This is a genomic window from Mycobacterium sp. TY814, assembly GCF_030755175.1.
Taxonomy (GTDB): Bacteria; Actinomycetota; Actinomycetes; order Mycobacteriales; family Mycobacteriaceae; genus Mycobacterium.
On sequence record NZ_JAUFRY010000001.1, the window covers coordinates 1,597,884 to 1,622,297 of the forward strand.

Genomic DNA, 24,414 nt, shown 5'->3' on the forward strand with positions numbered 1-24,414 from the left:
TTCAGCGCCGCCCTTCTGCCAGTTGTTGCCGCGTCGACCGGCGCGAACGGCGCACCGCATTGCGCACCATCACGCGCGAGCGCACCGCCAGCGAGCCCCGCAGCGTCCAGCGCAGCGGAGCACGCCACCAGCCGGTGTGCCGATCCGCCAGGAAGATATAGGTACTGCGGTGATGCGCCGCCAAATGACGGCCGGGGTCGTGGCCGGTCGAGTGCCCCTTGTGGTGCAGCACCTCGGCCGACGGCACGTAGATGGAGAGCCAGCCCGCCCTGCCCAGCCGGTCGCCGAGATCGACGTCCTCCATGTACATGAAATAGCGCTCGTCGAAGCCGCCGATCTGGTCGAACGCCGACCGCCGCACCAGCAGGCACGACCCCGACAGCCAGCCCACCGGCCGCTCGCTGGGGTCGAGATGCTCCTGCCGGTAGGCGCGCGTCCAGCGGTTGCGCGGCCAGACCGGCCCGAGCACCGCGTGCATGCCGCCGCGGATCAGGCTGGGCAGGTGGCGCGCCGACGGGTACACCGAGCCGTCCGGATCGCGGATCAGCGGGCCCAGCGCGCCGGCGCGGGGCCAACGGGCGGCCGCGTCCAGCAGCGCGTCGATGCTGCCCGGACCCCACTGCACATCCGGGTTGGCGACGATCACCCACTCGTCGTCCCACTCGCCGTCACGCAGTGTGGCCACCGCACGGTTGACCGCCGTCCCGTATCCGAGATTGGCGCCGGTGGGCATCAGGCGCACGTTGGGGTAGCGCTCCACAGCCGCTTCCGGTGTGCCGTCAATGGAGCCGTTGTCAGCCAGGACCACCCCGACCGGACGGTCGGTGGCCAGCGACAACGACGCCAGGAACCGCTCCAGATGTGGGCCCGGCGAGTAGGTCACCGCGACGACCGGCAGCACGTCAGTCACGCGTAGAGGGTAACGGTCGTTCGGCGGCGGCCGTCAGCGCCGCTGTGAGCGCGGGGCGCCACGGGCGTAGCGGGGTCAGCCCGGCGGCGGCCCACGACCGGCCGGACAACGCCGAATAGGACGGCCGTTCCGCGGGCCGTGGAAACTCGTCGCTGGTGCACGGCGTCACCCGCTGCGGGTCGGCGCCGCTCTCCTCGAACACCGCGCGGGCCTGCTCGAACCGGGAAACCACGCCCTCGTTGGCGGCGTGCAGCACCCGCCCGCGCACGGGGCTGTCGGCCAGCTCCAGCAGCGCGCCGGCCAAATCGGCGGCGTAAGTGGGCGAACCGGTCTGGTCGTCGACGACCTTGATCGGCCCGTCTTTCGCTGCCAGCCGCTGCATGACCGCGACGAAGTCGCTCCTGTCGACGCCGCCGGTGTACACCCAGGCGGTACGCACCACGACGGCCTCCGGCAGCGCGGCGACCACGGCCCGCTCCCCGGCCAGCTTGCTCTGGGCGTACACACCTTGGGGACCGGTGGGGTCGTCGGGTTCATACGGACGGGGGCCGCTCCCGTCGAACTCGCCGTTGAAGACGTAGTCGGTGGAGACGTGGATCAGGTGGGCGCCGGTGCGGGCGCAGGCACGGGCGAGGTGCTCCGGGCCGGTCGCGTTGACGGCATAGGCGCGGGCCTGGTCGGTTTCGGCACCGTCGACGTCGGTGTACGCCGCGCAATTGATAACGACATCGCCGGGCCGGATGATCTCGTCGGCGGCGGCCTGGTCGGTGACGTCCCACTCCGACGACGTCCTGGCCAGCACGTCGCGACCCGCGCGGGTGGCCTGCGCCGCCACCAGAGTGCCCAGTTGCCCGCCCGCACCGGTGACTAGGAGCCTTTCCGGCCTGCTCGACATGGTTCGAGTCTGGCACGCCGAGCCCGGCTACCCGGAAAGCGGCTGTTGCACAAGTAGCCTACAGTGATGCCTGCGCAAAGTGTGGCTCGTGTGACTCGTGTGGTCTCGACGGCTCTGGCCCTGGTGGTGGTGATTGGCACCGGCGTGGCCTGGAGCAACGTCCGCTCCTTCGAGGACGGCATCTTCCATATGTCGGCAGCCTCGCTGGGCCACGGCGCCGACGACGGCGCGATCGACATCCTGCTGGTCGGCCTGGACAGCCGCACCGACGCGCACGGCAACCCGCTGACCTCCGAGGAACTGGCCACGCTGCGGGCCGGCGACGAGGAAGCCACCAACACCGACACCATCATCCTGGTCCGCATCCCCAACAACGGGAAGTCGGCGACCGCGATCTCGATCCCCCGCGACTCCTACGTCCAGGCCCCCGGGCTGGGCAAGACCAAGATCAATGGCGTCTACGGCCAGACCCGCGAGATCAAGCGCACCAGCCTGGTACAGGCCGGCGCCTCGCCCACCGAAGCCGCGACGGCGGGCACCCAGGCCGGTCGCGAGGCACTCATCAAGACGGTGGCCGACCTCACCGGCGTCACCGTCGACCATTACGCCGAGATCGGGTTGCTCGGCTTCGCCCTGATCGCCGACGCCCTGGGTGGCGTCGAAGTCTGTCTCAAAGACGCTGTCTACGAACCGCTTTCGGGTGCCGACTTCCCGGCCGGCCAGCAGCGGCTGAACGGCCCGCAGGCCCTGAGCTTCGTCCGGCAGCGGCACGAGCTGCCGCGCGGCGACCTGGACCGGGTGGTCCGGCAGCAGGTCGTCATGGCCTCGCTGGCACACCGGGTGATCTCCGGTAAGACGCTGTCCTCCCCCGCCACCCTCAAACGCCTGGAGGCGGCGGTCCAGCGCTCGGTGGTGATCTCGGAGGGCTGGAACATCATGGACTTCGTCCAGCAGGTGTCGAAGCTGACCGGCGGCAACGTCGCGTTCGCCACCATCCCGGTGCTCGACGGAGCCGGCTGGAGCGACGACGGCATGCAGAGTGTGGTGCGGGTGGACCCGCACGCGGTGCAGGAGTGGGTCGGCGGCCTGCTGCATGAGCAGGACCAGGGCAAGACGGAGGAACTCGCCTACACGCCCGGCAAGACCACGGTGAACGTGATGAACGACACCGACATCAACGGCCTGGCCTCCGCGGTACTGGATGTGCTGAGCGCCAAGGGCTTCGCCGCCGGCACGGCAGGCAACAACGACGGCGGCCACGTCAAGAACAGTCAGGTGCGCGCCGCCAAGACCGACGACCTCGGCGCCCAGGAGATCGCGCGGCAACTGGGCGGTCTACCCGTCGTCGCCGACTCCTCCATTGCGGCCGGGTCGGTGCGGGTGGTGCTGGCCAACGACTACACGGGTCCCGGCTCTGGCCTGGACGGCGGGTCGCCGACGCCGGCCCGCGCCTCGACCGTCGGATCGGTCAACAGCAACGTGCCAGCGCCGTCGCCGATCCTCACGGCGGGCTCGGAGAAGCCGGAGTGCATCAACTGAACCCGACCCTGGCCGGGGCCATCCTGGACCCGATGCTGCGTGCCGACCCGGTCGGCCCGCGCATCACCTACTACGACGACGCGACCGGCGAGCGTATCGAGCTGTCGGCGGTGACACTGGCCAACTGGGCCGCCAAGACCGCCAACCTGTTACGCGACGAGCTGGGCGCCGGGCCGGATAGCCGGGTCGCGGTGTTGCTGCCGGCGCACTGGCAGACCGCGGCGGTGTTGTTCGGGGTGTGGTGGATCGGTGCCGAGGCGGTGCTCGACGGGCCGGCTGATGTCGCACTGTGCACCCTGGACCGGCTCGACGAAGCCGACGCTGCCGTCGCCGGCGGCGAGGTTGCCGTGCTGTCGCTGGACCCCTTCGGCCGAGCCGTCCCCGACCTGCCGATCGGCGTCACCGACTATGCGACCGCCGTGCGGGTGCACGGCGATCAGATCGTGCCCGAACCCCGGCCGGGACCGGCGCTGGCCGGTCAGTCGACCGGCCAGCTGATGGCCGCCTGCGTGCAGTCGGCGGCGATGCAGGGCCTGGCGCCGGGCGAGCGGGTGCTGTCCACGGCGACGTGGGAGCGGCCGGAGAAGGTGGTGGACGGGCTGTTGGCGGTGTTGTCGGTCGGCGGATCGCTGGTGCAGGTGGCCAATCCGGATCCGGCGGCGCTGCAGCGGCGGGTCGAGATGGAGAAAGTGACCAAGGTTCTCTAGCGCGCGGCGCCCCCAGCACCCCCTCGCCCGCTGACTCTGCGCAATTGGCGGGAAAGTGCGAGAGGGGCCCGCCACACACGCAGACTCAGTCCAAGCGCGGCGAGCGGCCCGGGCAATACATGTTGATATCGCTATATTTCGATGTTAGCGTTGCCGGAAAGACGACAAGGGAAAGGTGCGGCAATGGCGGTGCAGGTGCTTTTGGCCAAGGCGGCTTCGACGGTGATCACCGGCTTGGCCGGTGTGACCGCGTACGAGGTGCTGAAGAAAGCCGCCAAGAAGGCGCCGTTGCACGAAACCGCGGTCAAGGGAGCCGAATTGGGCCTGCGCAGCACCCGCAGGGCCGAGGTGGCCGCCGAGTCGGCCCGGCTCAAGATCGCCGACGTAATGGCCGAGGCGCGGGAACGGATCGGCGAAGAGGCGCCCACGCCGGCCGTCGGTGACGTCCACGACCACGACCACTGATCCCGTGGCCCTCGCGCTGGTTCCTGACATCGCGCCGGCCGAAGACCCTGCGCTGCAGGTGATTTCCGATGCGGCCGGACGCATGAGAGTCCGGGTCGACTGGGTCTGCCGCAATTCCCGGCGCGCTGTCGCCGTGGAGGAAGCCGTCGCCAAATGCAACGGGGTACGCGTGGTGCACGCCTACCCGCGCACCGGTTCCGTCGTCGTCTGGTACTCGCCCAGACGCTGTGACCGCGCCGCCGTGCTGGAGGCGATCAGCGGCGCGGCACGCGTCGCCGCGGACCTGATCCCTTCCCGCGCACCGCATTCCGAGGAGATCCGTAACAGCGACGTGCTGCGCATGGTGATCGGCGGTGCGGCGCTGGCGCTGCTCGGCGTGCGGCGGTACGTGTTCGCCCGGCCGCCGCTGCTGGGTCCCAGCGGCCGGATGGTGGCCACCGGCGTGACCATCTTCACCGGCTACCCGTTCCTGCGTGGCGCCCTGCGCTCCGTCGGCTCGGGCAAGCTCGGCACCGACGCACTGGTCTCGGCGGCGACGGTGGCCAGCCTGATCCTGCGCGAGAACGTCGTCGCGCTCACCGTCCTGTGGCTGCTCAACATCGGCGAGTATCTGCAGGACCTGACCCTGCGCCGGACGCGGCGAGCCATCTCGGAGTTGCTGCGCGGCAATCAGGACACCGCCTGGGTCCGGCTGGCCAAGGGCCAGGAGGTTCAGGTCCCGATCGACACCCTGGAGATCGGCGACGAGGTGGTGGTGCACGACCACGTCGCCATCCCGGTCGACGGCGAGGTGGTCGAGGGCGAGGCGGTGGTCAACCAGTCCGCGATCACCGGCGAGAACCTGCCGGTCAGCGTCGTCGCCGGGGCACACGTGCACGCCGGTTCGGTGGTGGTGCGCGGGCGCCTGGTGGTGCGCGCCGAGGCCGTCGGCAACCAGACCACCATCGGGCGCATCATCACCAGAGTCGAAGAGGCACAGCATGACCGGGCCCCGATCCAGACCGTCGGCGAGAATTTCTCGCGCCGATTCGTGCCCACGTCGTTCGTCGTCTCGGCCCTGACCCTGCTGGTCACCGGCGACGTCCGGCGCGCCATGACCATGCTGCTGATCGCCTGCCCGTGCGCGGTGGGCCTGTCCACCCCGACGGCCATCAGCGCCGCGATCGGCAACGGCGCGCGCCGCGGCATCCTGATCAAGGGCGGATCGCACCTCGAACAGGCGGGCCGGGTCGACGCGATCGTCTTCGACAAGACCGGAACGCTCACCGTGGGACGGCCGGTGGTGACGAATATCGTCTCGCTGCATAAAGATTGGGAGCCCGAGCAGGTGCTGGCCTATGCCGCCAGCTCGGAGATCCACTCGCGCCACCCGCTGGCCGAGGCCGTCATCCGCTCCACCGAGGAGCGCCACATCAGTATCCCGCCGCACGAGGAGTGCGAGGTGCTGGTCGGTCTGGGCATGCGGACCTGGGCCGACGGCCGCACGCTGCTGCTGGGCAGTCCCGGCCTGTTGCGCGCCGAGAAGGTCAAGGTGTCCAAGAAGGCGCAGGAGTGGGTCGGCAAGCTGCGCCACCAGGCCGAGACGCCGTTGCTGCTCGCGGTGGACGGCACCCTGGTGGGCCTGATCAGCCTGCGCGACGAAGTGCGGCCGGAGGCCGCGGAGGTGCTGAACCAGTTGCGCGACAACGGTGTTCGCCGGATCGTCATGCTCACCGGCGACCATCCCGATATCGCCGAGGTGGTCGCCGACGAGCTGGGCATCGAGGAGTGGCGCGCCGAGGTGATGCCCGAGGACAAGCTCGAGGTGGTGCGCCGGCTGCAGGACGAGGGATACGTCGTCGGGATGGTCGGCGACGGCGTCAACGACGCGCCGGCGCTGGCGGCCGCCGACATCGGCATCGCGATGGGCCTGGCCGGAACGGACGTCGCGGTGGAGACCGCCGACGTCGCGCTGGCCAACGACAACCTCTACCGCCTGCTCGATGTACGGGACCTGGGCGCGCGGGCGGTGGACGTGATCCGGGAGAACTACGGCATGTCGATCGCGGTCAACGCCGCCGGCCTGCTCATCGGCGCCGGGGGCGCGCTGTCACCGGTGCTGGCCGCGATCCTGCACAACGCGTCGTCGGTGGCCGTGGTGGCCAACAGTTCGAGGCTGATCCGGTACCGGCTGGACTAGCGCCGTGGCGATCGCAAGCGCGGCGGAGCCGGGCGCTGCGGGTCGCCACCACCGGGTCTAGCAACAGTCCTTGCCGCGCCAGGCCAGCACACCCTGCCACATGGCCACGCACGCCACGGCCAGTCCGATCGCCGGATCGACCCACCACCCGGCGGGCCAGGCCGCGGTGATCGCCAACCCGGCCAGCACTCCGGCCGCCTGCGTGGCGCACAGATAGTTCTGGGTGCCCTCGCCCTCGGTCGCACCGGAGTGCAGGCGCGCACCCACCCGGTGGTTGGCCCAGCCGAGAGCCGGCATCAATACCAGTGCCAGCGCGGTCAGCCCGATGCCCAGCACCGAGGTCTCGGAGTGCTCGCCGCCGAGGAAATGCCGGATGGATTCCGCGGCGACATAGGGTGCCACCAGCCAGAACGACACCGCGACGCCGCGTTGTGCGCGCCGCTCGGCGGTCGGGGACAGGGTGCGGTCGCCGGTGAAGCGCCACAGCACCATCGCGCTGGCCAGCCCCTCGGACGCTCCGCCCAGCGCCCAACCGGTCAGGGCGATCGACCTGACCGCGATGCCCTCCCATAGCCCGACGCCACCCTCGATGAGCAACACCGCCAGGCTGATCCACGCCAGCCGGCGGGCCCAGACCACGTTGCGCTCCCAGTCGGCAGACTCCTGGTGGCACGCGTGGTCGACGACGCCGGCAGGTTCACCAACAGCGCCCGGACGAGTCATTTCCGCGATGGTAGTGGCCCGCCCGCGGGTGCGCCCGGACCGACGCGCACCCGGCCCCCGTCGGACGCCTTCACCCGTCCTCTCCACCTGGTTAGTTACAGTGGCTAACCACCAGGTCAGCTGCGGGAGGATCACATGGTGCGCACCGACGACGACACCTGGGACCTGGCGTGCAGTGTGGGCGCGACCGCCACCATGGTGGCGGCCGGACGTGCCCGCGCCAGCAGAGCGGGGTTGATCGACGACCCCTTCGCCGAGCCGCTGGTACGCGCGGTCGGCATCGACTTCTTCACGCGATGGGCACGCGGTGAACTGGATACCGCCGACGTCGACTTCCCCGACGCCCCGTGGGGCATGCAGCGCATGACCGACCAGCAGGCGGCCCGCACCCGCCACATCGACGAGTTCTTCGCCGCTACCCAGCGGGCCGGGATTCGCCGGGCGGTGATCTTGGCGTCCGGCCTCGACGCACGCGGATACCGGCTGCCGTGGCCGGAGGACACCATCGTCTTCGAGATCGACGTCCCGCAGGTCATCGAGTTCAAGTCGGTGACCTTGGCGGCGCTGGGCGCCGCTCCCACCGCCGACGTGCGGGGCGTGCCGGTCGACCTGCGACACGACTGGCCGTCGGCGCTGCGCGCGGCCGGCTTCGACACCACCTCCCCCACCGCCTGGGCCGCCGAGGGCCTGTTCGGGTACCTGCCGCCGGCCGGCCAGGACCAGCTGCTCGACGACATCTCCGCGCTCAGCGCCGGCGGCAGCCAGCTGCTGGCGGAGGTGTTCTTCGCCGCTCCGGCCAGCCGCGAGCTCTACGACGCCATCTTCGCCAGGTGGTACGAGCACGGCCTGGGCGTGGAGATGGACCGGCTGGGCTACCCCGGCGACCGCAACGACGTCGCCACCTATCTGCGGCGACACGGCTGGCACGTCACGCGCATCCTGCTCAACGAGCTGTTGGTGGCCAACGGGTTTCGGCCGCATACCGTCGGCCGCTCCAGCGACGAAAACCTGTTCACCGAGAACTACTACTGCACCGCGGTGCTTTCAGGAAGGTCCGTTTGATGCCGAATTCCGCCAAGCCCCTGGACGGCTTCCGGGTACTCGACTTCACCCAGAACGTGGCAGGGCCGCTGGCCGGTCAGATCCTGGCCGACCTGGGCGCCGAGGTCGTCAAGATCGAAGCGCCCGGCGGCGAGCAGTCCCGCAGACTCACCTCGGTGCTACCCGGCCGGCCGCCGCTGGCCACGTATTTCCTGCCCAACAACCGGGGCAAGAAATCGGTGGCGGTGGACCTGACCCAGGAGGATGCCAGGCAGCAGATTCTGCAGCTGGCCGACACCGCCGACGTCGTGCTGGAAGGATTCCGGCCCGGCGTCATGGAACGACTGGGTCTGGGCCCCGACGAAATGCGGGCGCGCAATCCCAGGCTGATCTACGCGCGGCTGAGCGCCTTCGGCGGCAACGGCCCCAACGGCACCCGCCCGGGCGTCGACCTGATGGTGGCCGCCGAGGCCGGCATGTGCACCGGCATGGCCACCCCCACCGGCAAACCGCAGATCATTCCGTTCCAGTTGGTCGACAACGCCAGCGGGCACGTGCTGGCGCAGGCGGTGCTGGCCGCGCTGCTCAATCGGGAGCGGCACGGGGTGGGCGATCTGGTGCAGGTCGCGATGTACGACGTCGCCGTCAGCCTGCAGGCCAATCAGCTGACCATCCATCTGAACAAGCCCAGCGAGCCGCCCGCCCAGCCCGCTTCTCCGGCCAAGAAGCGCAAGGGGGTCGGCTTCGCCACCCAGCCGTCAGACGCGTACAAAGCCTCCGACGGCTATCTGTTGATCAGTGCCTACGTGCCCAAGCACTGGACGAAGCTGTGCCAGATCATCGGCCGGCCCGACCTGGTCGAAGACGAGCGGTTCGCCGACCAGCGGTCGAGGGCGATCAACTACCCCGAGTTGACCGAGGAACTGGAATCGGCGCTGGCCGCCAAGACCGCGGCCGAGTGGGTTGAGCTCCTGCAGGAAGGCGGCCTGATGGCGTGCCTGGCCTACACCTGGAAGCAGGTGGTGGACACGCCGCTATTCGCCGAGAACGACCTGTCCCTGAAGATAGACGGCGGGGACGACGCCATTACCGTCGTTCGCACGCCGGCGCGTTACTCGAGCTTCGACGCCAGGGTCACCGATCCACCGCCGGCGGCCGGCCAGCATAATGACCAGTTTCTGACCTAGTCAGGTCATTTCCGCTGGAAGAAGCCGCTTCGAGCGCTTTCTCCAAAAGACCGCATCGCGAATCTTCTGAGGAATATTCAATTTCTTTTTCTGAAGAAAATTCAGTTTCTCTGTCGCGCCATTTTTTATGCGTAAAACACTGCAATTCTTCGTCCAATCGGATTAAGGTCCTTCTCGTCTTGAACGAGATACCGACTACGGACGGGGTGTAACGCAGCGATGTTCTTTACGACGGTTGCCCCAGAGGCGCTGACAGCGGCGGCGGCGAACGTGCAGGGCATCGCCGCGGCGCTCGGTGAGGCCAACGCGGCGGCCGCCTCCGGAACTACCGGCGTGCTGGCCGCGGGTGCCGATCAGGTGTCGACGGCACTCGCGTCGCTGTTCTCCGGTCACGCCCTGGACTACCAGGCGGTCAGCGCGCAGGCGGCCCTGTTCCACTCGCAATTCGTCGAGGCGCTCGACGGGGCGGCGAACTCGTACGCCGCCGCTGAGGCGGTCAACGCAAGCCCGCTGCAATCCATCCAGTCGCTGCTGTCGCGTCCGATCATCGGCAACGGTGCCGACGGCACTGCGGCCAGCCCCAACGGCCAGGACGGCGGCTGGCTGTACGGCAACGGCGGCAACGGCTACAACGGCGCTGGTGGCAATGGCGGTAGCGCGGGGCTGATCGGCAACGGCGGCGCAGGTGGCACCGGCGCCGACGGGGCCGCCGGGTCCGGCGCAGCCGGTGGCACCGGGGGGTCCGGCGGGCGCGGCGGCTGGCTGTGGGGCAACGGCGGCGCGGGTGGCGCCGGCGGCGTAGGCGGCAGCGGCGCCACCGGCGCCGCGCACGTCACGGGTAGCGCTGGCGGCAACGGAGGAACCGGCGGAGCCGGAGGCGCCGCCGGCTTGTTCGGCACCGGCGGCGCGGGTGGCGCCGGCGGTGCCGCGGGGCAGGGCGGCGGCAGCACCGCGTCGCCCAGCAATCCAACCGGCGAAGGCGGCATAGGCGGGATTGGCGGTGTCGGCGGCGCCGGCGGTGCCGGAGGCTGGCTCTACGGCCAGGGCGGGGCGGGCGGCATCGGCGGTGCGGGCGGTGCCGGCGGCACCGGCGCTGACGGCACCGACTACCAGGGCCAGGCGTATGGCGGGTTCGGCGGGAACGGCGGTGCTGGCGGAACGGGCGGCGGCGGCGGATCCGCGGGCCTGTTCGGCGACGGCGGGGCGGCCGGCCTCGGTGGCCGCGGCGGCGACGGCGGGACCGGTGGAATCGCCACTCCAACGTGGAATGGCAGCGGCGGATTCGGCGGCTACGGCGCAGCCGGCGGTAGTGGCGGCGTCGGGGGTGACGGCGGTTGGCTGCTCGGCACGGGCGGCGCCGGCGGCAACGGCGGACACGGCGGCAATGGTGGGGTCGGCGGCCAAGGCTTGGGCCCGGCCAGCGGCGGCGACGGCAGCAAGGCAGGCGTCGGCGGCAGCGGGGGTGCCGGTGGCGGCGGCGGACGATTGTTCGGCACCGGCGGCGCGGGAGGCAACGGGGCCCTCGGCGGTAATGGCGGCAAGGGCGGTATCGCCGGCACCGTCGCGCCCACCCAGGGCGCCGCTCCGCCGCTGGGCGGCAATGGCGGCGACGGCGCAGCCGGCGGCGTAGGCGGCACGGGTGGTAGCGGCGGCTGGCTGTTCGGCGACGGTGGCGCCGGCGGCGCCGGCGGCGGCGGTGGCCACGGCGCGAATGGAGTCGCCACCACCGTCGATACCACCAGTCGCGGCGGCAGCGGCGGTGATGGCGGCGCCGGCGCAATGGGTGGTCGCGGCGGCGCCAGCGGCTGGCTGATCGGCACCGGCGGGGCCGGTGGCAACAGCGGCGACGGCGGCGGTGGCGGCAACGGTGGCGCGGGTTACGGCACGTACAACAAGGGCGGCAACGCCGGCAGCGGTGGCGCCGGCGCCACCGGCGGAGCCGGCGCGGACTCGGGACGACTGTTCGGCACCGGCGGCAACGGCGGGATGGGCAGCAACGGCGGTGCTGCCGGCCAAGCCGGTACCGGCCAGGGCGGCAACGGCGCCGCAGGCAGCGTCGGCGCCAACGGCGACGGCGGCGCCGGCGGGTCGGCATGGGTGTTCGGCGACGGCGGCGACGGCGGTTACGGCCCAGTGGCCGGCGGCGCCGCGGGCCGCGCCGGATATGTGATCGGTGACGGCGGGGCCGGCGGCAGCGGCGGGCAGGGCGCGGCCGGGGCAGACGCCGGACAGCTGTTCGGCACCGGCGGTCGCGGGGGTGACAGCTCGGCCTCCGCGACGGCCGGCGCCGCGGGCGGCCGCGGCGGCTGGCTGTACGGGGTGGGCGGCGGCGGCGGCAACGCCGGCGCCGGCGCCAACGGAGGAACCGGCGGCAACGGCGGCTACCTGTTCGGCGACGGCGGCAGCGGCGGCAACGGCGGTGCCGGTGACACCGGTACCGGCGGCAATGGCGGCGCCGCAGGCAGCGCCGGGCTGTTGATCGGCGACGGCGGGTCCGGCGGGAACGGCGCGCCGGGCGCCTACGGGTTCGACGGCGGGCTGGGGGCGCAGGGTGCGGCCGCCGGTCGGCTGATCGGCAATGGCGGCAACAGCGGCAACACCTTCGCCGCCGGAGTGTCCGGCCACGACGGCGGCGCCGCCGGTCTCATCGGCGGAAACGGCGGCAACGGCGGCGACTCGGGCGCGGGCGCGGCCGGCGGCCGGGGCGCGGACGCCGGTTGGCTCATCGGCGCGGGCGGCGACGGCGGCAATGCGGGCAACCTCGACGGCACCAACCCGTCCGGAGTGAACGGCGCCAACGGTGGCATCGGGGGCCGCGGCGGCTATCTCTACGGGGTCGGCGGCGACGGCGGCGACGGCGGATCGGTGGAAGTCTCCGGCAGCGGCGGTAACGGCGGTCAGGGCGGCTCCGTCGGGCTCTGGGGCAGCGGCGGCGACGGCGGCAACGGCGCGCGGGGCGGTGACGGGAGCGGCAGCGCCGCCGGCGGCAGCGGCGGCACCGGCGGCGCCGGTGGCGCGGCCGGATTGCTCTACGGCGCCGGCGGCAACGGCGGCAACGGCGGATGGGGCGGCCTCACCTACTACACGGCGGGTGCCGGCGCGACCGGTGGCCTCGGCGGCGCCGCCGGCAACGGTGGCCACGGTGGATACCTCTGGGGTGTGGGCGGCGCCGGCGGCAGCGGCGGCAACGGCGGCTTCGGCATCGCCGGTAACGGCGTCCAGATCGCCGGCGGCAGCGGCGGCGCCGCAGGTGCCGGCGGCGATGTCGGCCTGATCGGTGTCGGCGGCGCGGGAGGCGCCGGCGGTGAAGGCGGCAGCGCCTACAACCTGTCCGGAACCTTCAGTAAGGCCCCGGGCGGAGCCGGAACCGACGGCGGCGACGGTGGCCACGGCGGATACCTGTGGGGCGTCGGTGGGGCCGGCGGCAACGGCGGCGATGCCGGCACCGGTGGCAATGTGAGCTCCGTCAGCGCCGCCGGCAACGGCGGCGACGGCGGCAGCATCGGGCTGGGCGGCATCGCCGGCAATGGTGGAGCCGGCGGCCACGGCAGCAACGCCGGCGTCTCGACCGGCCAGGGTGGTGCCGGCGGCAACGGCGGCAACGGCGGGAGTGCCACCGGTCTGATCGGTTATGGCGGCGATGGTGGCATCGGCGGCGACGGCGGCAGTGCCACCGGAACCGGCGGCAATGGTGGCAACGGCGGCAACGGCGGCAACGTCAACAGCCTCATCGGTATCGGCGGCAACGGCGGGGCCGCCGGCGCAGGCCAGTCCAGCGCGGACGACGGCACGGCGGGCGCCGCCGGACACGGCGGCCTCATCGGTATCTCGGGGGTCGCGGGCTAGCTCAACTGGTCGAGATCGACGTCACCGACCCAGGCGAGATCCGGCAGCGGCACCCGGCTGATCCGCACCGCCTCGTCTGCCGGCATACCGAACAGCCTGAGCAGGCCTTCGGTGACCTCGTCCACCGTCTTCGCGTCGTCGCGATCCGGCTGGTCGTGCAGTAGCTGACCCAGCGCCAGCAAAGACCCGGCGCCGAGCACCATCGCCAGTTCGGGGTCCGTGACCGTGAACCGCCCGGCGGCCGCCGCGGCGCCGATGTCCCGGACACCGCGCGGGCCCAAGCCCTTGTCCGCCATGATCAGTTGCATCCCCAGCGCGAGTCCTATCCGGCTTTCCTTGGGCCGCAGCCGGAACAGCCGTCCCGTCAGGCGGTAGCGGGCGGCGAACTTCTCCGCCGGGTCCTCGATCGCGTCGGTTAGCGCGTCCAGCAGTGCCCCCTGCGCTTCGATGACGTCGTTCACCGCGGCCTGAAACAGTTCTTCCTTGCTGTCGAAGTGGTTGTAGAACGATCCGACACCGACGTCGGCGGCCTGGCTGATGTCCTGCACCGGCACCTCGAGCTGGCCGTTGGCGATGAACGTCTGCGCGGCCTTGATCAGTGCGGCCCGGGTGCGCTGCTTGCGCAGGTCCATACGGCTGGGTGACTTGTCGGTGGCCATTTCCCTCTCCCGGTAGACAGCGCCCTCACCTTAGATCAGAAGCGCGGACTCTCACCGAACCCCAACGTTCCGCTGGTGCAGCCCGGGGCGGCGCCGCGCATTCTTTGAATTGGGAATGAATCGGCGTGGGATTTGCCGAATCCCGCAGGCCCACATGGACGATTTGGTCAGGCGTTGGTAGTGGGATTCAAAGAAATTTGCTGATCACAAATATATGGCGAATCCGGGTCGCCGACGCCCGGTGGACATCAGATGGACCCCATCCGTTCACGCCGGTCCGTTTGCCTGGGCAGACCGACCCAGAGGAGTGTTATGAGTAGCGCTGTCGTCGAGCCGCAGCAGTCGCGAAAGATCCTGCCGAACTTGCGCTACGACGTCCCGGCATCACTGGTCGTCTTCCTGGTGGCGCTGCCGCTGTCGCTGGGTATCGCGATCGCGTCGGGGGCGCCGCTGATGGCCGGGCTGATCGCCGCGGTCAGCGGCGGCATCATCGCCGGCTCGGTCGGCGGGTCGGTGCTGCAGGTCAGCGGACCGGCCGCGGGCCTGACGGTGGTGGTGGCCGGACTGATTGACGAGTTCGGCTGGGAGATGACGTGTGTGATCACCGTCTGCGCGGGAGCCGTGCAGATCCTGCTGGGCCTGGTGCGGGTCGCGCGTGCCGCACTGGCCGTCGCCCCGGTGGTGGTACACGCCATGCTGGCCGGTATCGGCGTGACCATCGTGTTGCAGCAGATTCACGTGCTGCTGGGCGGATCGTCGCGCAGCTCCGCGTGGGCGAACATCGAGGCGCTGCCCAGCGGAATCCTGAACCACGAGTTGCACGAGGTGATCGTCGGCAGCACCGTGATCGCCATTCTGCTGCTGTGGCCGAAGCTGCCACCCAAGGTCAGGTTCATCCCGGGTGCGCTGGTGGCGATCGTGGCGGCCACCGCCCTGTCTCTGATCGTCGACCTCCAGGTGGAGCGAATCAACCTGTCCGGCAACTTCTTTGAAGCCATCGGGCTGCCCCACCTACCGCCGCTATCGCCGGGCGGGCACCCGTGGACACAGGAGATCGGCGCGGTCGCACTGGGGGTGGTGACGGTTGCGCTGATCGCCAGCGTCGAGTCGTTGCTGTCCGCGGTGGGCATCGACAAGTTGCACAGCGGGCCGCGCACCAACTTCAACCGGGAGATGCTCGGGCAGGGCAGCGCCAACGTGGTCTCCGGCCTGCTCGGCGGACTACCGGTCACCGGCGTCATCGTGCGCAGCTCCACCAACGCGGCAGCGGGTGCCCGTACCCGCACATCGGCGGTGCTGCACGGCGTCTGGATCCTGTTGTTCGCGTCGCTGCTGACCAGTCTGGTGGAGCTGATTCCCAAGGCAGCGCTGGCGGGCCTGCTCATCCTGATCGGCATTCAGCTCATCAAGCTGGCCCACATCAGGGTCGCGGTACGCACCGGGAACTTCGTCATCTACGCCATCACCATCGTCTGCGTGGTGTTCCTCAATCTGCTGGAAGGGGTGGCGATCGGGCTCGCTATCGCAATCCTCTTCCTGCTGGTGCGACTGGTCCGCGCGCCCATCGAGGCCCGGCCGATCGGCGACGAATCCAAGCAGTGGCACGTCGACATCGACGGCACCCTGAGCTTCCTGCTACTGCCGCGGTTGACCAATGTGCTGTCGACACTGCCGCCGGGTACCGAGGTCACCCTCAACCTGAACGCCGACTACATCGATCACTCGATCTCCGAAGCGATTTCGGACTGGAAGACCGCGCACGAGGCGACCGGAGGCTCGGTGCACATCGTCGAGACTTCGCCCGCCAATCTGTCCAGCGCGCACAGCAGCCCGCCCAAACGCCACTACACCGCGCGCTCGTTGCGCGAAGCTCCGTGGCCGTCGCGGCGTGATGCCAATGATGGCGGTACGGACTCGTCGATCCTGGACGGCGTCAAGCAGTACCACCGCGTGGGGGTGGGCGCCCTGCACCGGCACGTCCACGAACTCGTCAGTTCGCCGAACCCGGACACCCTGTTCCTCACCTGCGCCGACTCCCGGATCCTGCCGGACACCATCACGGCCAGCCGGCCCGGGGATCTCTACATCGTCCGCAATGTCGGCAATCTGGTGCCCACCGATCCCGCCGAGCGCTCCGTGGATGCCGCGCTGGACTTCGCGGTCAACCAGCTGGGGGTCAGTTCGGTTGTCGTCTGCGGACATTCGTCGTGCCGCGCGATGCAGGTGGTGCTTAACGACGACACCGGCGTGGCGAACCGACCGATAGGCCAGTGGCTGCACTACGCGGACGACAGCGTCGCCGCGTTCCGGGACTGCCACCCCGCCCGGCTGAGCAGCACGTCCAACGGCTTCGCTTTCAGCGAACTCGACCAGCTGTCGATCGTCAACGTCGCCGTCCAAGTCGGGCGACTCACGCGCCACCCGCTCCTGGCGCCGCTGGTGGCGTCCGGGCAGCTGCGCGTCGTCGGCATCTTCTTCGACTTCGCGACCGTGCACGTACACGAGATCAACGAGCACGGCATCGTGCACGCCACCGAAGCGAGCCCGGTTGCGAAGGAAGCGGTCTCAGCCGTTCGGTAGACGAACCACCTGCACGAAGAACTCGTCGATCTGGCGCACCGCATTCATGAACTGGTCCAGGTCCACCGGCTTCGTGACGTAGGCATTGGCGTGCAGTTTGTAGCTGCGCAGAATGTCCTCTTCGGCCGAGGACGTGGTGAGCACCACCACCGGAATTCGACTCAGCTCCGGGTCGGACTTGATCTTCTCCAGCAGGTGCCGGCCGTCGTACTTCGGCAGATTGAGGTCGAGCAGGATCAGATCCGGCCGCGGCGCGTGCTCGTAGCCGCCCCGGCGGTAGAGGTAGTTCAGGCCTTCCTCACCGTCGTGCGCCACATGCAGCCTGTTGTTGAGCTTGTTGTGCTCGAACGCTTCCCGGGTGATCAGCTCGTCGCCGGGGTCGTCTTCCACGAGCAGGATGTCGATTGCGCGGGCGGGTGATGTCATGCGTCTGCTCCTTCGAGTGTGGCCTCAGCGTCGGGTTCAGCCTCGGATTCCGGTATGGGTAGCGTGAATTCGAAGCGCGTCCCATCGGTGTAAGTGGTGTCGATCCAGACTGTCCCGCCGTGGTGTTCGACGATCTTCTTGCACATCGCCAGTCCCAGCCCGGTTCCACCATAGGTGTCGCGGCCGTGCAAGCGCTGGAAGATGATGAACACCTTGCTGACGAACTCCTCGGGGATGCCGATGCCGTTGTCGGACACGCTGAACACCCAGTTGCCGCGGTGGTTGTCGACACCCTGGCGACAAGCGATGACGATGCGCGGCGCGCGGTCTTCCCGGCGGAATTTCACGGCGTTGCCGATCAGGTTCTGCCACAACATCGTCAGCAGCGTGGGATCGCCGAAGACCTGGGGCAGCGGCTGCTTCGGGTGGACGACCTCGGCGCCGGACTCCTCGATCGCCGCGGCGAGGTTGGCGACTGCCGTGTCCAGGGCTGTGCCGAGTTCCACCTTGGTGTACTTGGTGTTCAGGCGGCCGACCCGGGAGAAGCTGAGCAGGTCGTTGATCAGCACCTGCATGCGTTTAGCGCCGTCGACGGCGAAATCGATGTATTGGATGCCCCGCTCGTCGAGCTTGTCGCCGTAGCGTTTCTCCAGTAGCTGGCAGAACGACGCCACCTTGCGCAGCGGCTCCTGCAGATCGTGGGACGCGACGTAGGCGAACTGCTCGAGCTCCGCATTGGACCGGCGCAGCTCGGCCGCCTGCTCGTCCAGCTGGAGTTGGGCCGACTGCGACGCCTCGAGTTCGGAAACGATCCGCTGCCGCATGTTCTCCACGTCGACAGCGATGCCCCGGATATCCGCGGGCCGGCGCGGCGGTTCGATGCTGTCACTGAAGTGGCCGTCGGTGATCTGCCGGCACGAAGCGGCCAGCCTGGCCAGCGGACGGGAGACGGCACGCTGCACCAGGATCCCCAGCAGGGCCGCCGTGACGAAGAAAATCAGCACCATGGCGCCCAGCACCTGGTCCCGCCAGTTGTTCATGCGTAACAGTTGGCCGGCGCCGCGGTCTCGGGCCGCGCTGAGGTGGTCGTTCTGCGCGGCGAAAAGCTGTCGGATGTAGTCGAATTCGGCTTTGCCAAGCGCCACCGTCGCGCCGGGCACCACGGCCGGCGTGTTCGGGGTCACGCTCGCGATGAGCGGCTCAGCGTAATCCCTGCGCCAATTGGCGGCGGTGGCCTCGATGGCATCCAGGTCGGCGGTCAGGTCGGGGCGACGGGTGAGCCTGCCCCGCAGCTCCCGGGCGGCGACCTGCTCGGCGGCCACCCCCTCGTAGTAGGGCCCGAGGAACTGCCGGTCCGCGGAGATCAGGTATCCCCGCAGCCCGGTTTCCTGGTCACGCAGTGCCGATTGCAACTGGTACGCCGATACCCGCGCGGGCTGGATGTTGTCTCGGAGCTCGCGGGCCAACTCGTCGGTGCGGTCCAGCAGGACGGCACCGATCACCGCACCCAGCAGCACCAGTAGGCCCATCGTGGACAGCACGAGGGCGAGCCATCCCCTGACGGTGAACTGCTTTTTCGGCAGCGAACCCGACGCGTCGGTCCTCACGGGCGACCGGTCCGCTCCACGCGCACCACCGCGATGTCGTCGGTGAGCCCACCCTGGTCCTGAGCCAGCTCCTGGGCTCCGTCGATCAGGGCGTCGACGAACTGCGCACCGGCCAGCCCTGCGTGCCGGCACGCCAGCTCGAGCAGGCCGTCCTCGCCGAGCCGGCGCGGCCCGCGGCCCGCGTAGCCTTCGAAGAGCCCGTCGGTGAGCAGCAGCAATCCGTGACCGGCCGGCACTTCCAGCTGGTGTTGCGGCCAGTCGCTGCCGCGCAGGCCCAGTGCCGGACCGTACGGAGGCTCGATCCACTCGACCGAACCGGGCCCGTGCAGCAGCATCCCGGGATGACCCGCGCGGATGGAGGTGACCGGCCCCTGTGCCGGAATCGCCAAACTGAGCACCGTGGCGAAGACGCCGTTCTCGGCCCGTTCGGCGTGTAGCACCCGTTCCAGCTGACGCATCTGTTCCACACCGTGAATACCGGCGAAAGTCAAAGTGCGCCAAGCGATCCGCAGCGCCGCGCCGAGCGCCGCCTCGTCCGGGCCGTGCCCGGCGACGTCGCCGATCAGCACGTGGGTCACCCGGTCGGGTGTCTGCACCACGTCGTAGAAGTCGCCACACAGCAGGGCGTTCTCCCGGCTCGGCCGGTATCGGGCCACGATGTCGACGCCCGGGTCGTCCAGCAGCAGCGGGGACGGCAACAAGCCCCGTTCCAGCAGCGCGTTCTCGCGGGCGCGCAGCTGGCTGGCGTGCAGGTCGGCGGCGATCAGCTCGGCGCGCTTGCGTTCTATCGCGTAGAACAGCGCGCGCCGCAACATCTCGGGTTCGACGCGGCCCTTCACCAGGTAGTCCTGCGCACCGGCGGCCACCGCGGACGCGCCGAAGTACTCGTCGTTGAGTCCGGTCAGGACGACGATCGGCACGGTGGCGTCGCTCTTGAGGATGCGGTCCAGGGCGTCGATGCCGTTGGCGTCGGGCAGGTTCAGGTCGAGCAGGACGCAGTCCGGCCGGGCGGAGGCGAGCTGGCGCTCGGCGTGTTCCATCGACTGCGCCCACACCACCTCGATGTCGGCGACGGTGTCGGCGATCAGTTCTTCGACCAGCACGGCGTCCGCGCGGTCGTCCTCCACGAGCAGAAGAGACAGCGATTGCCACGTCGCCGCCGGGTCCAAGGGACCGGCCACCGTCATGAGGGACCCGCCGGTCCGCGGTGCGCAGGCGCAATCGCCTCAGTCACCTCACACCCCCTGGGCAGTGGAAACGTTTGAGCGGCACGACAGCGCGACGGCAGCGGCGAGTACGCCGACACCGCCCCTGCGCGTTCGTTGCCACCCCGACTGGCTGCTCAATCGCGGGGACTTGGTCGTCAGCTGGATACTAAGCGGTTGGACTGGGGTTCTCTCCCCAGTTGAAGAAACTGCATGGCATCTAACCAGAGGTGCTCAGCGCAGCAGCGCCCGTGACATCACGACCCGCTGTATCTGGTTGGTTCCCTCGTAGATCTGGGTGATCTTGGCGTCGCGCATCATCCGCTCGACCGGGAAGTCGACGGTGTAACCGGCACCGCCGAACAACTGTACCGCGTCGGTGGTGACCTCCATGGCCACATCCGACGCCAGACACTTCGACGCCGCGGAAATGAAGCCGAGGTTGCCCTCACCGCGTTCGGCGCGCGCGGCCGCGGAGTACACCATCAGCCGCGCCGCCTCCACCTTCATCGCCATGTCGGCGATCATGAACTGCACGGCCTGGAAGTCGCTGATCGACTGACCGAACTGCTTGCGGTCCTTGGTGTAGGCGATCGCGGCGTCCAGCGCCCCCTGGGCGATGCCGACGGCCTGGGCGCCGATGGTCGGGCGGGTGTGGTCCAGGGTGGCCAGCGCCGTCTTGAACCCGGTGCCGGGATCGCCGATCATCCGGTCGCCCGGAATCCGGCAGTTCTCGAAGTACAGCTCCGTGGTGGGCGAGCCCTTGATGCCGAGCTTGCGCTCCTTGGGGCCGACGGTGAAACCCTCGTCGTCGATGTGCACCATGAACGCGGAGATACCGTTCGCGCCCTTGTCCGGGTCGGTCACCGCCATCACCGTGTACCAGCTCGACTTGCCGCCGTTGGTGATCCAGGCCTTGGCGCCGTTGAGGATCCAGTCGTCTCCGTCGGCCTTGGCCCGGGTGCGCATGGACGCCGCGTCCGAGCCCGCCTCACGTTCGCTCAGTGCATAGGAGGCCATGGCGGAGCCGTCCGCGATCGAGGGCAACACCTGCTTCTTCAGCTCGTCGGAGCCGCGCAGTATCAGCCCCATGGTGCCCAGCTTGTTGACCGCGGGGATAAGCGAGGCGGAGGCGTCGACCCGGGCCACCTCCTCGATGACGATGCAGGCCGCCACCGAGTCCGCGCCCTGACCGCCGAACTCCTCGGGCACGTGCACGGCGTTGAAGCCGGACGCGTTGAGTGCGTCCAGCGCCTCCTGGGGGAACCGGGAGTTCTCGTCCACGTCGGCGGCGTGCGGCGCGATCTCCTTCTCCGCCAGCGCGCGAATCGCCGCCCGCAACTCCTGGTGTTCCTCGGGCAACTGGAACAAATCGAACGACGCGTCTCCGGACCAACCAGCCATCTCTGCCAGCCTCCTCTTTCCTATTCGCGGGCTAACTTACCCGCAAGTCTTTGCAGTTCCGCATCCTTGGCTCGCACGGTTTCGGCCAGCTGATTCTGAAACGCGACAATGCGCGCCCGTAGTTCCGGATCTGACGATCCGAGCATCCGGACCGCCAGCAGACCGGCGTTGCGGGCGCCGCCGATGGACACCGTGGCCACCGGAACGCCGGCCGGCATCTGCACGATCGACAGCAGCGAGTCCAGGCCGTCGAGCCGGGCCAAGGGTACCGGCACGCCGATCACCGGCAGCGGCGTCGCCGAGGCCACCATCCCGGGCAGGTGGGCGGCGCCACCCGCCCCGGCGATGATCACCTCGATGCCGCGATCGGCGGCCTGCCGGGCGTAGTCGAACATCACACCCGGGGTGCGGTGCGCCGACACGACGCGGACCTCGTGCGCAACGTCGAACTCGGTGAGCGCGGCCGCGGCGTCCTGCATCACCGTCCAGTCGCTGTCGCTGCCCATGATCACGCCGACCCGGGGGTTAGTCATGGTCATGTGGATCCCATCCATCCGTCCATTGCCCGTGGGCCAACCAGTGTGCGGCCAGATCGGCACGTTCGCGCAGCTCGGCGAGGTCTTGCGGACCGGCGGCATCGGTGCCGAGGAAGTTGATGTGACCGACCTTGCGGCCAGGGCGCTCGGTCTTGCCGTAGAGGTGTACGCGGGCATCGGGCATCCGGGCGAACAGATGGTGCAGCCGTTCGTCGATGCTCATGTCCGGTGTCTGCGCCGCGCCCAGCACGTTGGCCATCACCGTCACCGGCACGGTGGCGTCGGTGTCGCCCAGCGGGTAGTCCAGCACCGCGCGCAGGTGCTGCTCGAACTGGCTGGTGCGGGAACCGTCCATGGTCCAGTGCCCGGAATTGTGTGGTCGCATCGCCAGCTCATTGACTAGGAGGGGCCCAGCAGCGCTCCCCGTTGTCTCGAACAGTTCGACGGCCAGCACGCCGACCACGCCCAGCTCCCCGGCCAGCCGCAGCGCGAGCCGCTGGGCGTCGGCGGCCACATCCGGCGCCAGATCCGGCGCCGGCGCGATCACCTGCACACAGATGCCGTCCTGCTGCACCGTCTCGACCACCGGCCACGCCGCACCCTGGCCGAACGGCGAGCGGGCGACCAGCGCCGAGAGTTCGCGGCGCAGCGCCACCCGCTCCTCGACCAGCACCGACACATCGCCGGCGAGGTACTCGCCCGCGATCTGGCGGGCGTGGGCAAGATCACGTGCCATCTGCACGCCGCGCCCGTCATAACCGCCGCGGGCCGCCTTCACCACCAGTGGGCCGCCCACCTCCCCCGCGAACGTGTCCAGCTCATCCAGCGCGTCCGCGTCTTCGATGCCCAGGTAGCGCGGCACCGGGGCACCGAGAGCCTCCAGCCGCCGCCGCATCACCAGCTTGTCCTGGGCGTGCACCAGCGCCTCCGGCGGCGGCAGCACGTTGACGCCCTCGGCGACCAGCTTGACCAGCAGTTCGTTGGGCACATGCTCGTGGTCGAAGGTCAGCGCCGTGGCACCGGCGGCGACCCGGCGCAGGTCCTCCAAGTCGGTGTGCGAGCCGACCACCACGTCGGGGGCGACCTGGGCGGCCGGCTCGTCGGCGGTGTTAGCCAGCACGCGCAGGCTCTGCCCCAGGGCGATGGCGGCCTGATGGGTCATCCGGGCTAGTTGCCCACCGCCGACCATGGCCACCAGCGGGGTACGTGGTCTCGGCACGGCCATCATGTTGTCACGGCGCCTGACCGGCGTGTTTTCCGGCTCTCGTACCAAATCGTTATGTACCATTTTGCGCCGAATTCGAGATCGTCCGTAGACTGGCGTGCTGTGTCCTTTGCCGATGCCACAATTGCGCGCCTCCCCGGGGTGGTTCAACCCTTTGCGATGCGCCACCACGAGCTGATCAAATTTGCCATCGTGGGCGGCACCACATTCATCATTGACTCGGCAATTTTCTACACGCTGAAGCTCACAATTCTCGAATCGAAGCCGGTCACGGCAAAGGTGATCGCCGGGATTGTGGCGGTCATCGCGTCCTACGTGCTCAACCGCGAGTGGAGCTTCCGGGACCGCGGCGGCCGCGAGCGCCACCACGAGGCCCTGCTGTTCTTCGCGTTCAGCGGCGTGGGCGTGCTGTTGAGCATGGCTCCGCTGTGGTTCTCCAGCTACGTGCTGCAACTGCGGGTGCCGAACGTGACGCTGACGGTGGAGAACCTCGCCGACTTCCTGTCGGCCTACATCGTCGGCAACCTGCTGCAGATGGCATTCCGGTTCTGGGCGTTCCGGCGCTGGGTGTTCCCCGACCAGTTCGCGCGCAACCCGGACAAGGCGCTGGAGTCCGCGCTGACGGCCGGCGGCATCGCCGAGGTCTTCGAGGACGCCTTGGAGGGCGGGCTGGAGGACAGCAACGTCACGCTGCTGAAGTCGTGGCGCAACCGGCGGGCCAAGGGCACCGGGCGCCTGGGCGCCTCGGGCGCGGCTCAGCTTGGCGACTCCTCCGAGCCGAGGGTGTCGAAGACTTCGTGATACAGCAGCGCGTGCACCTCGCGTAGCCGCGGAATGTTGTAGAACTCCAGCGGGTCCTGGGACGCCGACTCGATGATCAGCGTGCCGGTCCGGAACATCCGCTCGAAAATCTTGTCCCGGAATTCCACGCTGTTGATCCGCGCCAGGGGGATGTCGATGCCGCTGCGGGTGAGCACCCCGTGCCGGTACATCACCCGCCGGTTGGTGACGACGAAGTGCGTGGTCAGCCAGGACAGGAACGGCCACACTGTCAGCCAGCCGATGATGATCAGCCAGATGCCCCAGACGACGCCCTGCAGGATGTTCTTGGTGAGCTGCGCCCACTGGGTCGAGTTGACGAAGCCCGACCCCACCCCCGCCAGCGCCGTCACCAGCAGCAACGTCAGGACGGGCAGGATCAGCCGCTTCCAGTGCGGGTGACGATGAATCACGACCTGCTCGCCGGCGGCCAGCGCGTTGTCGGGGTAGCCCATGTCGCG

General features: G+C 69.7%; 20 protein-coding genes. 9 read left to right on the forward strand and 11 right to left on the reverse strand.

The window, feature by feature from the left end:
* Position 1: 1 nt before the first annotated feature.
* The gene (locus QXH22_RS07045) at positions 2–910 is read right to left on the reverse strand and encodes a glycosyltransferase family 2 protein (protein ID WP_306241988.1); all 909 of its coding nucleotides are present in this window, start codon (positions 908–910) and stop codon (positions 2–4) included.
* A complete protein-coding gene (rfbD, locus tag QXH22_RS07050) occupies positions 903–1,805 on the reverse strand; it encodes a dTDP-4-dehydrorhamnose reductase (protein WP_306241990.1) in 903 nt (300 codons plus the stop codon). The genes QXH22_RS07045 and rfbD overlap by 8 nt, the downstream gene beginning before the upstream one ends.
* A 63-nt stretch (positions 1,806–1,868) precedes the next feature.
* On the opposite strand from rfbD, the gene QXH22_RS07055 reads away from it, so the two are divergent.
* From QXH22_RS07055 to ctpC, 4 genes are all read left to right on the forward strand, one after another.
* Positions 1,869–3,344, forward strand: a complete 1,476-nt coding sequence (locus QXH22_RS07055; protein WP_371934160.1) for an LCP family protein — start codon at positions 1,869–1,871, stop codon at positions 3,342–3,344.
* Positions 3,332–4,051, forward strand: coding sequence for a TIGR03089 family protein (locus tag QXH22_RS07060; RefSeq protein WP_306241992.1), 720 nt, complete (start codon positions 3,332–3,334; stop codon positions 4,049–4,051). Before QXH22_RS07055 ends, QXH22_RS07060 begins: the two co-directional genes overlap by 13 nt.
* Positions 4,052–4,234: 183 nt before the next feature.
* A complete protein-coding gene (locus QXH22_RS07065; RefSeq protein ID WP_306241993.1) occupies positions 4,235–4,516 on the forward strand; it encodes a DUF1490 family protein in 282 nt (93 codons plus the stop codon).
* An 82-nt stretch (positions 4,517–4,598) separates the two neighbouring features.
* Positions 4,599–6,695: a manganese-exporting P-type ATPase CtpC gene (gene ctpC / locus QXH22_RS07070; RefSeq protein ID WP_306275985.1), complete on the forward strand. Its 2,097-nt coding sequence runs from the start codon at positions 4,599–4,601 to the stop codon at positions 6,693–6,695.
* A gap of 57 nt (positions 6,696–6,752) precedes the next feature.
* On the opposite strand, the gene QXH22_RS07075 is transcribed toward ctpC, so the two are convergent.
* Entirely contained in the window at positions 6,753–7,418 is a 666-nt protein-coding gene (locus QXH22_RS07075) for a cation transporter (RefSeq protein ID WP_306241995.1), read from the reverse strand.
* A 135-nt stretch (positions 7,419–7,553) separates the two neighbouring features.
* Here QXH22_RS07075 and QXH22_RS07080 point away from each other — a divergent pair, with 135 nt between their 5' ends.
* The 3 genes from QXH22_RS07080 to QXH22_RS07090 all read left to right on the forward strand — a co-directional run bounded on the left by QXH22_RS07080 (position 7,554) and on the right by QXH22_RS07090 (position 13,492).
* The gene (locus QXH22_RS07080; RefSeq protein WP_306275222.1) at positions 7,554–8,480 is read left to right on the forward strand and encodes an SAM-dependent methyltransferase; all 927 of its coding nucleotides are present in this window, start codon (positions 7,554–7,556) and stop codon (positions 8,478–8,480) included.
* Positions 8,480–9,646 (forward strand): CoA transferase, encoded by a 1,167-nt coding sequence (locus tag QXH22_RS07085; protein ID WP_306275223.1) that lies wholly within the window; start codon positions 8,480–8,482, stop codon positions 9,644–9,646. The genes QXH22_RS07080 and QXH22_RS07085 overlap by 1 nt, the downstream gene beginning before the upstream one ends.
* A 219-nt stretch (positions 9,647–9,865) precedes the next feature.
* Positions 9,866–13,492: a PE family protein gene (locus tag QXH22_RS07090; RefSeq protein WP_306241998.1), complete on the forward strand. Its 3,627-nt coding sequence runs from the start codon at positions 9,866–9,868 to the stop codon at positions 13,490–13,492.
* Here QXH22_RS07090 and QXH22_RS07095 read toward each other — a convergent pair.
* Complete coding sequence (locus QXH22_RS07095; protein WP_306241999.1) at positions 13,489–14,151, reverse strand: TetR/AcrR family transcriptional regulator; 663 nt, start codon at positions 14,149–14,151, stop codon at positions 13,489–13,491. The two genes, QXH22_RS07090 and QXH22_RS07095, sit on opposite strands and share 4 nt — an antisense overlap.
* 312 nt (positions 14,152–14,463) lie before the next feature.
* Between QXH22_RS07095 and QXH22_RS07100 the strand changes: the two genes are divergently transcribed.
* A complete protein-coding gene (locus QXH22_RS07100; RefSeq protein WP_306242000.1) occupies positions 14,464–16,731 on the forward strand; it encodes a bifunctional SulP family inorganic anion transporter/carbonic anhydrase in 2,268 nt (755 codons plus the stop codon).
* Here QXH22_RS07100 and QXH22_RS07105 read toward each other — a convergent pair.
* The 6 genes from QXH22_RS07105 to QXH22_RS07130 all read right to left on the reverse strand — a co-directional run bounded on the left by QXH22_RS07105 (position 16,717) and on the right by QXH22_RS07130 (position 23,137).
* The gene (locus QXH22_RS07105; RefSeq protein WP_306242001.1) at positions 16,717–17,157 is read right to left on the reverse strand and encodes a response regulator; all 441 of its coding nucleotides are present in this window, start codon (positions 17,155–17,157) and stop codon (positions 16,717–16,719) included. The two genes, QXH22_RS07100 and QXH22_RS07105, sit on opposite strands and share 15 nt — an antisense overlap.
* Positions 17,154–18,686, reverse strand: a complete 1,533-nt coding sequence (locus tag QXH22_RS07110; protein WP_306244393.1) for a CHASE3 domain-containing protein — start codon at positions 18,684–18,686, stop codon at positions 17,154–17,156. The genes QXH22_RS07105 and QXH22_RS07110 overlap by 4 nt, the downstream gene beginning before the upstream one ends.
* Before the next feature lie 74 nt (positions 18,687–18,760).
* Complete coding sequence (locus QXH22_RS07115) at positions 18,761–19,951, reverse strand: PP2C family protein-serine/threonine phosphatase (RefSeq protein ID WP_306242003.1); 1,191 nt, start codon at positions 19,949–19,951, stop codon at positions 18,761–18,763.
* Between the two features lie 252 nt (positions 19,952–20,203).
* Complete coding sequence (locus QXH22_RS07120) at positions 20,204–21,373, reverse strand: acyl-CoA dehydrogenase (protein WP_306242004.1); 1,170 nt, start codon at positions 21,371–21,373, stop codon at positions 20,204–20,206.
* A gap of 20 nt (positions 21,374–21,393) precedes the next feature.
* A complete protein-coding gene (gene purE, locus QXH22_RS07125; RefSeq protein WP_306242005.1) occupies positions 21,394–21,912 on the reverse strand; it encodes a 5-(carboxyamino)imidazole ribonucleotide mutase in 519 nt (172 codons plus the stop codon).
* A complete protein-coding gene (locus QXH22_RS07130) occupies positions 21,899–23,137 on the reverse strand; it encodes a 5-(carboxyamino)imidazole ribonucleotide synthase (RefSeq protein WP_306242006.1) in 1,239 nt (412 codons plus the stop codon). The genes purE and QXH22_RS07130 overlap by 14 nt, the downstream gene beginning before the upstream one ends.
* A 99-nt stretch (positions 23,138–23,236) precedes the next feature.
* Here QXH22_RS07130 and QXH22_RS07135 point away from each other — a divergent pair, with 99 nt between their 5' ends.
* Complete coding sequence (locus QXH22_RS07135; RefSeq protein ID WP_306242007.1) at positions 23,237–23,935, forward strand: GtrA family protein; 699 nt, start codon at positions 23,237–23,239, stop codon at positions 23,933–23,935.
* On the opposite strand, the gene QXH22_RS07140 is transcribed toward QXH22_RS07135, so the two are convergent.
* Positions 23,890–24,408, reverse strand: a complete 519-nt coding sequence (locus QXH22_RS07140; protein WP_306242008.1) for a PH domain-containing protein — start codon at positions 24,406–24,408, stop codon at positions 23,890–23,892. The two genes, QXH22_RS07135 and QXH22_RS07140, sit on opposite strands and share 46 nt — an antisense overlap.
* Positions 24,409–24,414 lie beyond the last annotated feature (6 nt).